The sequence below is a fragment of the Aureimonas sp. AU12 genome (genome assembly GCF_001463705.1).
Classification (GTDB): Bacteria; Pseudomonadota; Alphaproteobacteria; order Rhizobiales; family Rhizobiaceae; genus Aureimonas.
This window is the reverse complement of sequence record NZ_BBWH01000028.1, coordinates 22262-35816: the sequence shown is the minus strand read 5'-3', so window position 1 is coordinate 35816 and position 13555 is coordinate 22262. Positions and strand designations below refer to the sequence as shown.

Annotated in this window: 14 protein-coding genes and 1 riboswitch; of the genes, 3 read left to right on the top strand and 11 right to left on the bottom strand. The window is 69.1% G+C overall.

Annotated features, from left to right (window positions below):
• Positions 1-11 precede the first annotated feature (11 nt).
• The 3 genes from AUL33_RS11480 (at position 12) to AUL33_RS11470 (ending at position 2823) form a co-directional block, all read left to right on the top strand.
• Entirely contained in the window at positions 12-1001 is a 990-nt protein-coding gene (locus AUL33_RS11480; protein WP_062207725.1) for a 2-hydroxyacid dehydrogenase, read from the top strand.
• Positions 1002-1137: 136 nt separating this feature from the next.
• A complete protein-coding gene (locus AUL33_RS11475; protein WP_156419381.1) occupies positions 1138-2271 on the top strand; it encodes a hypothetical protein in 1134 nt (377 codons plus the stop codon).
• A gap of 108 nt (positions 2272-2379) precedes the next feature.
• Positions 2380-2823 (top strand): hypothetical protein, encoded by a 444-nt coding sequence (locus tag AUL33_RS11470; protein ID WP_062207719.1) that lies wholly within the window; start codon positions 2380-2382, stop codon positions 2821-2823.
• A 19-nt stretch (positions 2824-2842) separates the two neighbouring features.
• Here AUL33_RS11470 and AUL33_RS11465 read toward each other — a convergent pair whose 3' ends face one another.
• The 11 genes from AUL33_RS11465 to ugpA form a co-directional block, all read right to left on the bottom strand.
• A complete protein-coding gene (locus AUL33_RS11465) occupies positions 2843-3523 on the bottom strand; it encodes a GNAT family N-acetyltransferase (RefSeq protein WP_306302793.1) in 681 nt (226 codons plus the stop codon).
• Positions 3520-4392: an alpha/beta hydrolase gene (locus AUL33_RS11460; RefSeq protein WP_062207713.1), complete on the bottom strand. Its 873-nt coding sequence runs from the start codon at positions 4390-4392 to the stop codon at positions 3520-3522. The genes AUL33_RS11465 and AUL33_RS11460 overlap by 4 nt, the downstream gene beginning before the upstream one ends.
• 102 nt (positions 4393-4494) lie before the next feature.
• The gene (locus AUL33_RS11455) at positions 4495-5136 is read right to left on the bottom strand and encodes a 2-dehydro-3-deoxy-phosphogluconate aldolase (RefSeq protein ID WP_062208247.1); all 642 of its coding nucleotides are present in this window, start codon (positions 5134-5136) and stop codon (positions 4495-4497) included.
• A 154-nt stretch (positions 5137-5290) separates the two neighbouring features.
• Positions 5291-5764, bottom strand: a complete 474-nt coding sequence (locus AUL33_RS11450; RefSeq protein ID WP_062207708.1) for a VOC family protein — start codon at positions 5762-5764, stop codon at positions 5291-5293.
• A 79-nt stretch (positions 5765-5843) separates the two neighbouring features.
• Positions 5844-7295: a trehalose-6-phosphate synthase gene (locus AUL33_RS11445; protein ID WP_062207705.1), complete on the bottom strand. Its 1452-nt coding sequence runs from the start codon at positions 7293-7295 to the stop codon at positions 5844-5846.
• Between the two features lie 44 nt (positions 7296-7339).
• Positions 7340-8074: a trehalose-phosphatase gene (otsB, locus tag AUL33_RS11440; protein WP_244492142.1), complete on the bottom strand. Its 735-nt coding sequence runs from the start codon at positions 8072-8074 to the stop codon at positions 7340-7342.
• A 47-nt stretch (positions 8075-8121) separates the two neighbouring features.
• Positions 8122-8730, bottom strand: a complete 609-nt coding sequence (locus AUL33_RS11435) for an N-acetylmuramidase domain-containing protein (RefSeq protein ID WP_062207700.1) — start codon at positions 8728-8730, stop codon at positions 8122-8124.
• Positions 8731-8847: 117 nt separating this feature from the next.
• A complete protein-coding gene (locus AUL33_RS11430; RefSeq protein WP_082652549.1) occupies positions 8848-10161 on the bottom strand; it encodes a D-amino acid dehydrogenase in 1314 nt (437 codons plus the stop codon).
• 145 nt (positions 10162-10306) lie between these two features.
• Positions 10307-10396: riboswitch (glycine riboswitch) on the bottom strand.
• An 88-nt stretch (positions 10397-10484) separates the two neighbouring features.
• A complete protein-coding gene (locus tag AUL33_RS11425; RefSeq protein ID WP_062207695.1) occupies positions 10485-11588 on the bottom strand; it encodes a sn-glycerol-3-phosphate import ATP-binding protein UgpC in 1104 nt (367 codons plus the stop codon).
• Positions 11588-12436 (bottom strand): sn-glycerol-3-phosphate ABC transporter permease UgpE, encoded by an 849-nt coding sequence (gene ugpE / locus AUL33_RS11420; RefSeq protein ID WP_062207691.1) that lies wholly within the window; start codon positions 12434-12436, stop codon positions 11588-11590. The genes AUL33_RS11425 and ugpE overlap by 1 nt, the downstream gene beginning before the upstream one ends.
• A gap of 7 nt (positions 12437-12443) precedes the next feature.
• On the bottom strand, positions 12444-13328 hold the full coding sequence (gene ugpA / locus AUL33_RS11415) for a sn-glycerol-3-phosphate ABC transporter permease UgpA (RefSeq protein WP_062208244.1): 885 nt from the start codon (positions 13326-13328) through the stop codon (positions 12444-12446).
• Positions 13329-13555 lie beyond the last annotated feature (227 nt).

Below are 13555 nucleotides of genomic sequence, written 5' to 3'. Positions count from 1 at the left end.
AAGGACATGACTTGACCGATTCCTCCGACGCCGGCGTCCTCGTCTTCGGGCCCTACAACGCCGATGGCCTCGCCGAACTCCAGCGCCGCTTCCGGTCCGTCCGGCATCTGGCGACGAAGGATCTCTCGCTCCTGTCGGACGAGGAGCGCGCCTCCGTGCGCGCCCTCGCCGTCGGCGGGGTGATCTCCAACGCCGATCTCGACGCCCTGCCCAACGTCGAGATCGTCGGGCATTTCGGCGTCGGCTACGACGGCGTCGACGCGGCCCATGCGGCCAAGCGTGGCATCGCGGTGACGAACACGCCGGATGTCCTTACCGACGAGGTCGCCGACACCGCCGTGGCGCTCGTGCTGATGACGGTGCGTGAGTTGCATCTGGCCGAGGCCCACGCCCGCTCCGGGGAGTGGGAGCGCTCCGGCGCCTATCCGCTCACGCGCTTCTCGATGCGGCGCAAGGTCGTCGGCATCATGGGCCTGGGGCGCATCGGCCTCGCCATCGCCGAGCGGCTGGAAGCCTTCGGCGTGCGCATCAAGTACCACAACCGCACGCGCCGGACCGACGTCGCCTATCCCTATTACGAGACGCTGGCCGACCTCGCCAAGGCGGTGGACATCCTCCTCATCGCCGCGCCCGGCGGCGCCTCCACCGACAAGGCCGTCAATGCCGAGGTGCTCGCCAAGCTCGGACCGGACGGCATTCTTATCAATATCGGCCGCGGCTCAACGGTGGACGAGCCGGCGCTGATCGAAGCGCTCGAAAACGGCACCATCGCCAGCGCCGGGCTCGACGTCTTTGCCGACGAGCCGCGCATCCCCGAGCGCCTGCGCGCCCTGCCGAACGCCGTCCTCCTGCCGCATGTCGCCTCGGCCTCGCGCGACACGCGCATCGCCATGGGCGATCTCGTCGCCGAGAACCTGTCGCGCTGGTTCTGCGGCAACAAGCTCTCGACGCCGGTGCCGGAAAGCGTCGAGGCGGGTCTCGCCCAGCGCCGTAAGGGCTGAGCATCTGCCGGACGGCCCTTCGCCGTCCGGCTCGACACCCGCGCGGATGATCGCGTTTGCGTGCGGAGCGCGGGTTCCAGTTTCGCGTCATGCTGCAATGCGATAAGGAAGGCTGTCGAAACAGAAGGAGACGGCCATGCCCGTTCCCTCCCGATCGAAGCCGCATCGATCTTCCCCCTCGCCTCACCGCCTGAGAAGCGCCGGTCTTCTCGTGGTCTCGGGGCTGGCCTTCGGGATCCTGCCCGGCGGAAGTCCCGCCCAGGCGGGCGTCACGGAAACCGCCGACATCGCCGCCACGCTCGCCTCGGCCGCCACCGCGCGGCTCGGCGACCGTCTGGAGCGCCTGCGCGATCCCGAGCGCGTCGAGACCTCCGGCGTCGACCTGACGCTGCGTCTCGGCGTGGTCGAGACCGACACGCCCGCCGATCCCTGGCTCGGCGAAACCCCGGTGCCGATCCTGCCCGCCGCCTACATGCCGGGCGACTTTCACGGCCGCGAGGCGCCCGAGCGTACGCTCGAAATCCGCCGCAATGCCCGCAGCACCGGGCCGCTGGACCTCTGGGGCGTCGGGTCCGTCGATCTCGGCCGGCAGGGCGACGGCATGCTGTCGCCCGCCCGCTCCGCCGCCGGCCTCTCGGCCGGGCTCGACCTGCAGCCGTCGCAGGACCGCTCCTACGGCCTCTCCCTCGGCTTCGACCAGGCCATCCTCGGCGAGGACGGCGCGGTGGTCCTGCCGAGCCTCTCGGCCTACGGCAGCGTTCATCCGACCCGGCACACGTTCGTCGACGCGGTTCTCGGCACCGCGCTGGTCGAGCGCACCGCCGCCAGCACGGAGCCCTCCGCGGACCGCCTGTCGGGCAGCCCGCTCGGCTTCGGGGCCCTCACCTTCGGCTACGAGCACCGCGAAGGCCGCTGGCTCGTTTCGCCTTATGGGCGCGTGGAAGCCTCGCTCGCCGGCAGCTGGAGCGACCCCGGCACCGCGACGGCCCGGCGCAGTTCCGCCGTCGCGGGACTGCGGACCGACTATACCGTGCGCAGCGGCGGCATCCTGCTGCGCCCGGGCGTCCGCTTCGAAGTGCTGCGCGATCTCGCCCGCGTCAACGGATCGGGCGGCCCCCTCGCCTTCTCGTCGGCGCACCGCTTCTCGGTCGCCCCGAGCCTTCGCGCCGACATCACCAGCGACTGGAGCGCTCGCATCGAGCACCGGGCCGACATCGGCACGCCCAGCGCGCTTCAGCGCCTTGAGTTCAAGATCAACGGCAAATTCTGACCGGTCGCCTCAGGCCTGTGCCGGTTTCCTTCGTTGAAACGATCCGCGTTAACGCTCAGGTAAGATTAATGAGGTGATACTCCCGACTTGATCGCAAGGAGATATCTCATGAGATTTGCGGCCGTGGCGCTCGGCGTCGGCTTCGTCGGCATGATCCTCGCCACCAACCTTCAGGGACCCAGCGCCGCCTCGGCCGAAAGCCTCGTCTCGGCGATGCGTCCCTCCATGGAAACCACCGGAACCGTGCATGTCGCCTCGATGGCGCCGACGGCTGCGGTGCGCCTGATCGACCTGCGCAACGGCGCGACCTGCAAGATGGCCGGCCCGGCCGAAGCCGAATCGGGCTTCCGGCGCATGCCGATCGGCCCCGACTGCGCGGCTTCGCCGGATCTCGCCCGCGTCGCCTACTGGAAGACGACACCGGACGGCTCGCTGATCATGGCCGACAGCGGCGGCGAGACCGTGCTGCAGTTCATTCCCGGCGACGGCGTCCTGTTCGAATCCGTCTACCCCGCGAACGCCCTCATCACGATCGTTCCCGCCCGCTCCTGACGCGCGGGCGCGAGATCTCTCAGGGACGAGCCCGGCACTCGGCGAGCGATCGCCGCTGCCGGCCGTCGCCGTCGAAGTTCCCGTCGTCCAGCCAGGCCTCGAAGCCGGCCCGCACCTGCGGCCACTCGCCGTCGAGGATCGCGTACCAAGCCGTGTCGCGGTTGCGGCCCTTCGTGACCATGTGCTGGCGGAACAGGCCCTCGAAGCGGAAGCCCAGCCGATCCGCCGCGCGCTTCGAGGGCGCGTTGGCGTCGTTGCACTTCCATTCGAGGCGTCGATAGCCGAGCTCGTCGAAGAGCCGCCGGAACAGAAGATAGAAGGCCTCGCTGGCAGCGCGCGTCATCTGCAGGCTCGGGCCGAGGCAGATATGGCCGATCTCGCCGACGCCGTTCGCCGGGTCGAGCCGCATCAGCGCCGCCACCCCTTCCGCCCGCTGCGAGCCCGTCGGCACGATCGCGTGGAACAGGGGATCGGGGCCGAGATAGGTGCCGACGGCGAAGCTCGCGAAAGCGTCCTGCGTCTCGAACGGCCCGTAGGCGAGATAGTCCCACAGCCGGTCGTGCCCTTCGAAGACGGCGAACAACTCGGCGAAGCGTGTCTCGTCCACGATCGGCTCGACGGTGACATGGCGTCCCGCGATCGGCTCGGTGCCCGGCAGCGGGCGCGGCGTCCAGTGCGACAGGTCGGATCCGGTCATCATCGTGTGTGGGCCCTCAGGAAGCGGATGACGGTGCCACGCAAATCGCCCTCGCCGAGCGGCAGGGCGGTGGCGAGCGAGGAGACGGCGGCGATGTGGTCGAGGCCGGGATAGAGCTTTTCCTCCACCGACCCGCCAACGGCCCGGATGCGCCGGGCCATCGAGCGCGTATTCTCCGGGTTCACCGTCGTATCGGCAAGGCCCGCGATGAGGAGCGCCGGCGGCTCGCCGCCCGACACGAAGTTGATCGGCTGGCTGGCGTCGCGCACGGCAGGCGGGAAGATCCGCTTGTAGCGCTCTTCCGTCAGCGGCAGGAAGTTGTAGGGTCCGGCCAGACCGACGAAGGCGGCGATGCGCCGGGCGCTCGACCCCGCACGGCTGAGATAGCGCTCGTCGAAGGCGAGCAACGCGGCGATCTCAGCCCCGGCCGAATGGCCCATGAGCGCGATGTCGTGCCGGCCGGCGGGCACCCCGTGGCCACCCTCGCGCGCCAGCCTGTCCACCGCCGCGAAGGCCGCTGCGGCATCCTCGACGAAGGTCGGGAAGATCACCTCGGGCGACACGCGGTAGTCGGGAATGGCGACGATGAAGCCCTCGCTCGCCAACGACTGGCCGACGAAGGGATAGAGGCTCTTCGACCCCGAATCCCACGAGCCGCCGTAGACGAAGACCACGACCGGCGTCGAGGCCGTGGCGCCGTCGGGCACGTAGAGATCGAACGTGCCGCGCTCGCCAGGCCGGTAGCGGATGTCGCGCACCGTCTCGTAGCCGGAATGGCTGGTGATGGCGTTGAGGACGGCGGGACCGGAACAACCCGCGAGGAGAAGGCCGAAGACGAGGAGAGCTGCGAGACGGAACGGGCGGAGCGCCATGGAGGGCCTTGGATCGCGAAAAGGACCGGGCGAACATGGCGCGGTGGCCGGCCTTTTCGAGGCGGCGCGATGCCGCCTCGGTTCGCTGGCGCGCGAGACCGTTCAGCCCTTGCGCAGGGCCGCGGCTTCCTGCGCGAGGCGCGTGATCCCGGCGAAATCGCCGGAGGCCACGAGATCCTTCGGCGCGACCCACGAGCCGCCGACGCAGACGACGTTCGGCAGCGACAGATACTCGCGCACGTTGCCCGGCGAGACGCCGCCGGTCGGGCAGAAGCGGATGCCCTGGAAGACCGGGGCGAGCGCCTTGAGATAGGGAATGCCGCCCAGTTGCTCGGCGGGGAAGAACTTGAGGATCTCGTAGCCCTCCTCGATCATCGCCATCAGCTCGCTCGGCGTCGCCGCGCCCGGCAGCAGCGGCACATCGGAGGACTTGGCGGCGTCGAGAACCTCGTGCGTCGTGCCGGGCGAGACGATGAACTTGGCGCCGGCCTCGACGGCCTCGTCGAACTGGCGCGGGGTGAGGATCGTGCCGGCGCCGCAGCGCGCTTCCGGCACTTCGGCCGTGATGGCGCGGATCGCGTCGAGCGCGGCAGGCGTGCGCAGCGTCACCTCGATGCCCGGCAGGCCGCCGGCGGCGAGTGCCCGCGCCAGCTTCACCGCGTCGGCGGCCGAATCGACGGCGACCACCGGCATCACGGGCTGCGCCATCAGGATCTCCATCAGCGCGTGGGTCTTCTGGGTCATGTCGTCGTCCTTGGGATCGCTGGAATGGCCCATTCCTTAGCGTATCGGCGCCCGTGCCGGAACTCCCCTCCGGGCAGGGCCCGCGCGGGATCGGCGCGTCCTCACCCGTTTCGCGGGAGCCACCCCCGAAGCCCCGCATGCGCCGCGCCGCGCATCAGCCGCGCCGGGCCGCCTCGATCGCCGCGACGTCGATCTTCCGCATGCCCATCATTGCCGCGAAGGCGCGCTTGGCTTCGCCGCCGCCCAAAGCCATCGCCTCGGTGAGGACGCGCGGCGTGATCTGCCAGGAGATGCCCCATTTGTCCCGGCACCAGCCGCACTGGCTCTCCTCGCCGCCGTGTCCGACGATGGCGTTCCAGTATCGGTCGGTCTCCTCCTGGTCGTCGGTGGCGATCTGAAACGAGAAGGCCTCGCTGTGCCGGACGGCCGGACCGCCGTTCAGGCCAAGGCAAGCGATGCCGGCCACCGTGAATTCGACCGTCAGAACGTCGCCCTCCCGGCCGGAGGGGTCGTCGCCGGGCGCGCGATGCACCGCGCTCACCGTGCTGTCGGGAAAGGTCTCGGCATAGAAGCGGGCCGCCGCTTCGGCGTCCTTGTCGTACCAGAGGCAGATCGTGTTCTTCGTCACGACGCGTCCTTTCCACTCGAGGCCAGACGGCGAAGCTTACGCCTTCTCCCACGACCGTCCAGAGCTTCGCGCGCCGGGCTCAGTTCGTCGCCGGACCTCCGAAACCCCAACGGTGCCACCAGGAGCGCGGCTGCAGCGCCCGTTCGTTGGTGTCGTCGAGGACGGCGAGGAAGGTCTCGCACCAGTTCTGCGCGGTGTTGCGGAACACCCGCTCGCGCATCGCGGCATGGCGCTCGCGCCGCTCCTCCAGCGGCATCTTCAGCGCGCGATGCAGGGCGCGCGAGATGTCGTCGGTGGAATAGGGATTGATGATCAGCGCTTCCGGCAGCTCGGCCCGCGCGCCGGCGAAGCGCGACAGGATGAGGACGCCGGGATCGTCGGGGTCCTGCGCGGCGATGAACTCCTTGGCGACGAGGTTCATGCCGTCGCGCAGCGGCGTCACCATGCAGACCTGAGCGGCGCGGTAGATTCCGGCGAGCGCGCGGCGAGTGAAGCCGTTGACGAGGATCTGGATCGGGTTCCAGTCGAGCGTGGCGAAGCGGCCGTTGATGTTGCCCGCCAGACCCTCCAGCTCGTTGCGCAGATCCGCATAGGCCTCCAGCTCGGAGCGCGAGAGCGGCGCGACCTGCAGGAACTGGACCTGCCCCCGCTCCTCGGCATGGTCCTCGAGCAGCTGCTCGTAGCCCCGGAAGCGCTCGACGATGCCCTTCGAATAGTCCATCCGGTCGACGCCGACGATCTGGTGGCGCCCACGCGCGATGTCCTTGACCATCGCCTCGTGCTCGCGGGCCTCGTCGGACGTGGCGAACTCGGCGAAGCCCTGCGCGTCGATGCCGATGGGAAAGGCGGAGGCGCGCACGATGCGCCCGTCGGCCGTACGCACCCGGTCGCCATCGACATCCTCGGCCCCGAATTCCTGCACGCAGAAGGCCACGAAGTTGCGCCGGTCGCCGTCGGTCTGGAAGCCGATCACGTCGTAATCGAGCATGGCGCGCACGAGATCGTGGCTCGCCGGCAGCGCCGTCAGCATCTCGGGCGGGCAGAAGGGAATGTGCAGGAAGTAGCCGAGCCGCCCGTCATAGCCGGCGCGGCGCAGCTCCGAGCCCATGTAGAAAAAATGGTAGTCGTGGATCCAGACGAGGTCGTCGGCTTGCAGCTGCGGCGCCAGCCGCTCGGCGAAGCGGCGGTTGACCGCGCGATACACCCGGTCGGAGCTGCGGTCGAAGGTGGCGATGTCCAGCCGGTAGTGCAGCAGCGGCCAGAGCGAGCGGTTGGCATAGCCGAAATAGAAGCCGTCGATCTCGTCCTGCGTCATGTCGATGGTCACGAGCGAGGTGTCGCCGTGGACCTCGGTCTTCAGCTCGCTGGCGGTCCCCGCCTCCGAGATGTCACCGCTCCAGCCGAACCAGAGCCCGCCGCGCCGGCGCAGCGCATCGGCGAGGCCCACCGCGAGCCCGCCGGCCTTGCCCTCGTCGCTCAGCGGCCCGACGCGGTTGGACACGACGACCAATCGTCCCGAGTTCTCCGTCATGGATGGATCCCCTCTTTCCTGTGTCGCCGAGCCTGCCGGAGCGCTCAAGCGTTGCCCGTCTCGGCGCCGAGCCAGCGATGGACCGAATCGACGGCGGCCAGCCGGTAGTCGGCCACGCTTTCCCCGAGCCCGACCTTGATCGCGATGCCCCCCAGCTCCTTTACGACGCCGAAGCCGAACTCGTCGGTCGTGTCGTCGCCGATATAGACCGGCACGCGGCCGAGGAACGGCGCGGCCATCATGAAGGCGTGGAGTGCGCGCCCCTTGTCCATGCCGGCCAGATGCACCTCGACGATATGATCTCCGCGCATGATCGAAAAGCCTTCGTCGCCAGCGACGGCGTCCTCGACGAGGCGGTCGGCCTCACCCTTCAGCTCGGGACGCCCGCGATAGTGGACGACGAGCGCAGTGCCCTTGTCCTCCAGACGCAGGCCCGGCTGCTCGGCGAGCGCTGCCGTTATCGCGGCGCGCAAGGGGTCGAGGCGTTCGGGGCCGGCGAGCCGGACGATCTCGGCCTCCGGGGTCTCGCGCCGCTCGAGCCCGTGGACGCCGGCGGCGGCGAAGCGCAGCGGCGCGAGGAACCGGTCGAGATCCCCGATGCGCCGGCCACTGAGAACGGCGAAGGCGCCGCCGCTCTCGCGCTGGATGTCCGCCAGGCGCACGAGCGCCTCGCGTGAGATCGCCACCGCCTGCGGGTCGTCGACGAGTTCGACGAGCGTGCCGTCGAAGTCGACGAAGAGGGCGTGGCGGGCGGGGTCGAACGCGGGGGGGATCGTCATGGGGCCTGACATAGGCCCCGGCCCCGGCATGACCACCGCGACGCGGTTCAGATGGCGGCGGCTTCCAGATGCCGGCGAAGCGTTCGGTAGGCGACGGCGATCTTGGCGTCGTAGCCGTTGGCGGCGAAGTTCGGTCCGTTGTAGAGCCGCGCGAAACCGGCGGCGTCGCCCGAGACGAGCCGCTCGGCGAGCGCGCCGATCTTGAGGAACCGCGCGGCGATCGTCAGCTGCCCGGCGGCGGACGTGCGGGCCATGGCGGCGAGTTCCACAGCCGAGCGAAACCCGAGGCGCTGCCAATGCGCACCCATCACCTGCCCCAGCCCCCAGGACGTCGCGGCATAGGCGGCGGCCGGATCGATGGCGCTGGCGCGGTCGAGGAGGCGCCAGCGGGCCTCCTGGCCCGACGGGTTGCGGATGCGGCCGGCCTTGGGATGCGCGAGACCGGCCAGCCGTGCGATGCGCCGACCGGCCTCCGGCAGCAACCGGTCGAAATAGTGCCCCTCGAAGCGGATGAGCGGCTCGCGCCGCGTGCCGACCGCAGCGGTGGCGCGGGCGTTGGTCTCAACGAGCGCGACGGCAAGGAGCACGGCGGCGCTGACGCCCTCGCGGGCCTCGACCTCGCGGGCGGCGGCGACGATGTCGGGGGAGAGTGGCATGGCGTTCGGTCCTCGGGCGGTTTGCGGCGACGCCCAACCATGAGCGCCGCCGCAAGGGCGGGGACAGAACGGGGAGAGATGGCAGCTGCCAACCGCAGGCGGTCGGCCGCCAGAGCCTCAGGCGGCTTCGGTCAGCCGCTCGGCCTCGGCGCGCACGGCGTCGACGGGCTTCAGGGAGCCCGACACGGCAACGCCGGGCGCCGCGAAGTCGCCGGCGACCTCGGCCGCGATCGTGTCGGCGGTGATCGCCGAGAGCGTCCAGCCGAGATGCCCGTGGCCGGTGTTGTAGTAGACGCCTTCCGCCTTGCCGCGACCCACGCGCGGCAGCATGTCGGGCATCATCGGGCGCAAGCCGGCCCACGGCACGACCGACGACGTGGAGACGCCGGGGAAGCGATAGCGGCACCAGTCCACCAGCGGCTTGATGCGGGCCATGCGGATGTCGCGGTTCTCGCCCGCGAACTCGGCGGTGCCGGCGATGCGCAGCCGGTTCGGCCCCAGCCGGCTGGTGACGATCTTGGCCTTGTCGTCGAGGAGCGAGACGGTGGGCGCACCCGCCCGGCTCGCCTCGTCCTCGAGGTTCACGGTGATCGAATAGCCCTTCACCGGATAGATGTTGACGCGGTCGCCGAGCATGTGAGCGAAGCGGCGCGAGGCGATGCCGGCGCAGACCACGACGGCGTCGAAATCCTCGCGCGCCGGCTGGTCCTCGCTACCCGAGCGGCGCGCGAAGACGGCGACGCCGCCCTCCTCGCGCTTCGACAGTTGCGTGACGTCGGCATCGTAGCGGATCGTGCCGCCCCGGCGCAGGCATGCCTCGGCGAGACCGCGCGTGTACTTGTGGATGTCGCCGGTGAAGTCGCTGGGCGTGAAGAAGCCGCCACGGAAGTTGCCGGCCAGCGCCGGCTCGATCGCGTGGATGCCGGCATCGTCCAGAACGTCGCGCTCCAGCCCGCCCTTCTTGTAGAGCTGGTTGACCTTGAGCGCGTGGCCGAACTCGGCCTCCGTCTCGTAGACATGGAGGATGCCGCGCTTCTCGCAGTCGAAGTCGATGCCCTCCGCCTCGGCCATTTCGAGGAGATGGCGACGGGCGGCGATGGCGAGCTTGACGGTGGCGACCGTGTTCTCCTCGTAGGAGCGGGCGGCCATCACGAACTCGAACATCCAGGAGAGCTTGTGCCAGGTGGGCGCGGGATGAACGAGCAGCGGCGCGTCCTTCCTCAGCATCCACTTCAGCCCCTTGATGAAGGTGGCCGGGTTGTTCCAGACTTCGGCGTTGGACGCCGAGAGCTGGCCGCCATTGGCGAAGGACGTCTCCATCGCGGAATAACCGTTCCGGTCGAAGAGGGTGACGTCGAGGCCCTGGGCCAGGAGTTTATAGGCTGTGGTCACGCCGGTGATACCGGCGCCGATGACGGCGACTGAGGTCACGATAGATCCTTTGCCCGAATCGTCGGGTCTGGCTTCGTGCCCCTCCGTCATTGGCCTGAGAGTTTCACGGAGCCGGGATCAGTCCCGAAACCGCTTTCTCCTTCGGCGGACGGATGCTTGAGCACCGTCACTCTCCGGATTCAAATCGCGCCGCGCGGTCCATTTGCCTGAGAGTTTCCGGGGCGGTTGCTCCTTCGGCGCCGGCATCGAAGCCGGTCTCTCCCGCAAGCGGCGATATGCCCAGACGCTAGGCCATGCGGCATGCGGCGGCAAGCGCAAAGAAACGGCACCGCCCGCCTCATTCCGGTCAAGACGCGAAAGGCTTAATCGATCCTGCGTCCCGACCTCGCATCGAAGAGATGCGACTGGGCGGGATCGAAGGTGACGAGCACCCGCTCGCCGAGCTGGCGGCGGACATGGCCGGGCATGCGAACGGCGATCTCCGGCCCCCGCCCGGCGGCCACGATGCCGCCCGCCGTCGTGCCGTCGCCGGCGAAAGCGCCGTAGATGTAGGTCTCGGCGCCCACCGCCTCGATCGCGGTGATCGCGAGGTCGAGGAGCGGACCGGACGCGGGCGTGCCCTCGCCGACGACGCTCATGTGCTCGGGGCGCACCCCCAGCACCGCGCCGGTCGGGATCCGCCCGCCGGGGAAGACGCGGTCCAGATGCCGGATGCCCGTCACCGCACCCTCCAGCGGCACGAGGTTCATCGCGGGCGAGCCGATGAAGGAGGCGACGAAGAGCGAGGCGGGCTTCTCGTAGACCTCGATCGGCGTGCCCACCTGCTCGATCAGCCCACCGTTCAGCACCACCAACCGATCGGCCAGCGTCATCGCCTCCAGCTGGTCGTGCGTGACATAGAGGCTGGTGGTGGCGAGCCGCGCCTGCAGGCGTCGGATTTCGGCGCGCATCTGCACCCGCAGCTTGGCGTCGAGATTGGAGAGCGGCTCGTCGAAGAGGAAGGCGGCGGGCTCGCGCACGATGGCGCGACCCATCGCGACACGCTGGCGCTGGCCGCCGGACAGCTGACCCGGACGCCGGTCGAGAAAGGCGTGGATCTCCAGCGCCTTGGCCGCGGCCTCGATGCGCCGCTCGATCTCGGGCGCCGGCATCTTGCGGTTCTTCAGGCCGTAGGCGAGGTTTCCGCGCACGGTCATGTGCGGGTAGAGCGCATAGTTCTGGAACACCATGGCGATGTCGCGGTCGGCCGGCTCCAGGTCGTTGACGACGCGCCCGCCGATCGAGACCGTGCCCGAGGTGATCGCCTCGAGCCCGGCGACCATGCGCAGCAGCGTCGACTTTCCGCAGCCCGACGGCCCGACGAGCACCGTGAAGTCGCCGTCGGGAATGTCGAGCGAGATGCCCTTCACCGCCTCCTGCCCGCCGGGATAGGTCTTGCGGACGTCCGTCAGCGTGATGCCAGCCATTACTTCTCCGACTCGACGAGGCCTTTGACGAACCAGCGCTGCATCAGCACCACCACCAGGACGGGGGGCACGATGGCGAGGATCGCCGTCACCATCACGAGATTCCAGGGTGTGTCGGCATCGGCGAAGGAGACCATCTTCTTCAGCGCGATGACGATCGTGTTCATCTGATTGTCGTTGGTGACGAGGAGCGGCCAGAGATACTGCGTCCAGCCGTAGATGAAGAGGATGACGAAGAGCGCGGCGATGTTCGTCTTCGACAGCGGCAGCAGGATGTCGCGGAAGAAGCGCATCGGCCCGGCGGCGTCGACGCGCGCCGCCTCCACCAACTCGCCGGGGATCGTCATGAAGAACTGCCGGAACAGGAGCGTCGCGGTGGCCGAGGCGACGAGCGGCAGGATCAGTCCGGCATAGGTGTCGAGAAGGCCGAGATCCACCATCACCTTGTAGGTCGGCAGGATGCGCACCTCGACGGGCAGCATCAGCGTCATGAAGATCAGCCAGAAGAAGGCCATGCGGAAGGGAAAGCGGAAGAACACGATGGCGAAGGCCGAGAGGATCGAGATGACGATCTTGCCGAGCGCGATGCCGAGCGCCATCACGCTCGTGTTGAAGAGCAGCGTCCAGACCGAGACGCCGCCGATCCGCCCGACGCCGCCGAACAGCGCCTGGCCGTAGTTTTCCGCGAACTGGTCTCCCGGCAGGAGCGGCAGCGGCGGGCGCAGGATCTGCTGCACGCTCTGGGTCGAGGCGATGAACGTGTAATAGATCGGGAAGGCGACGATGAGGACGCCGAGGATCAGCACGAGATGCGCGAAGGCGGTGGCGAAGGGGCGGTTCTCGATCATCGCTCGCTCACCCGTAATGGACGCGGCGTTCCACGAAGCGGAACTGGAAGGCGGTGAGCGCCACCACGATCGCCATGAGGATCACCGACTGCGCGGCCGACGTGCCGAGGTTCAGGTTCACGAACCCGTCGTTGTAGACCTTGTAGACGAGCGTTTCCGTCGCCTTGGCCGGCCCGCCGGCGGTAACGGCGTCGATGATGCCGAACGTGTCGAAGAAGGCGTAGACGGTGTTGACGACGAGGAGGAAGAAGGTCGTCGGCGCGATCAGCGGGAACACGATCGTCCAGAAGCGCTTCGGGCCCCTCGCCCCGTCGATCGCGGCGGCCTCGATCAGCGGGCGCGGGATCGACTGCAGCGCGGCGACGAAGAACAGGAAGTTGTAGCTGATCTGCTTCCAGGCGCTCGCCACCACGACGAGCACCATGGCCTGGTCGCCTTTCAGCAGCGGATCCCAGGCGAAGCCGGCCGAGCGCAGCATGTAGGCGAAGGTGCCCATCGTGGGATTGAACATGAAGAGCCAGAGCATGCCCGCCACCGCCGGCGCCACCGCATAGGGCCAGATCAGCAGCGTGCGGTAGAACGCCTTGCCCCGCAGCACCTTCTCGGCGGATGTCGCGAGCAGCAGCGCCACGGCCATGGCGAGCAGCGCCACCGAGACCGAGAAGATCGCCGTGGTCTTGGCGGCGTGGAGATAGGCGGGATCGGCCAGGACCTGCCGGAAATTGGCGAGACCCACGAACTGCGTCTTCAGCCCGAACGCATCCTCGCGCAGCGTCGACTGTATCAACGCCTGCACGCCCGGCCAATAGAAGAACACCAGCGTCACCACCACCTGCGGCGCCAGCAGCAGGTAGGGCAGGAGCTTGTTGGGAAAGACGACGTTCGAGGTCAGGGCGATGGCCTTGGCGGTTGGAGGGGGGGCTGGGCGGCGGGGTTCAGGTTTGGCGAGGGATGGGAGCGGTGGAGCGGGCGTTGGCGAGTGGTGTCGGTGTCGGTGTCGGTGTCGGTGTCGGTGTGGCGACGTCGTAGGGGCCGCAAAAGCAAACTCTGCTCGGCGGTCGTGGTCGTCCGCTTCTTCTCCCGCTTCCCCTCGTCCTCTTCCAGCGTCGTCACCCCGGG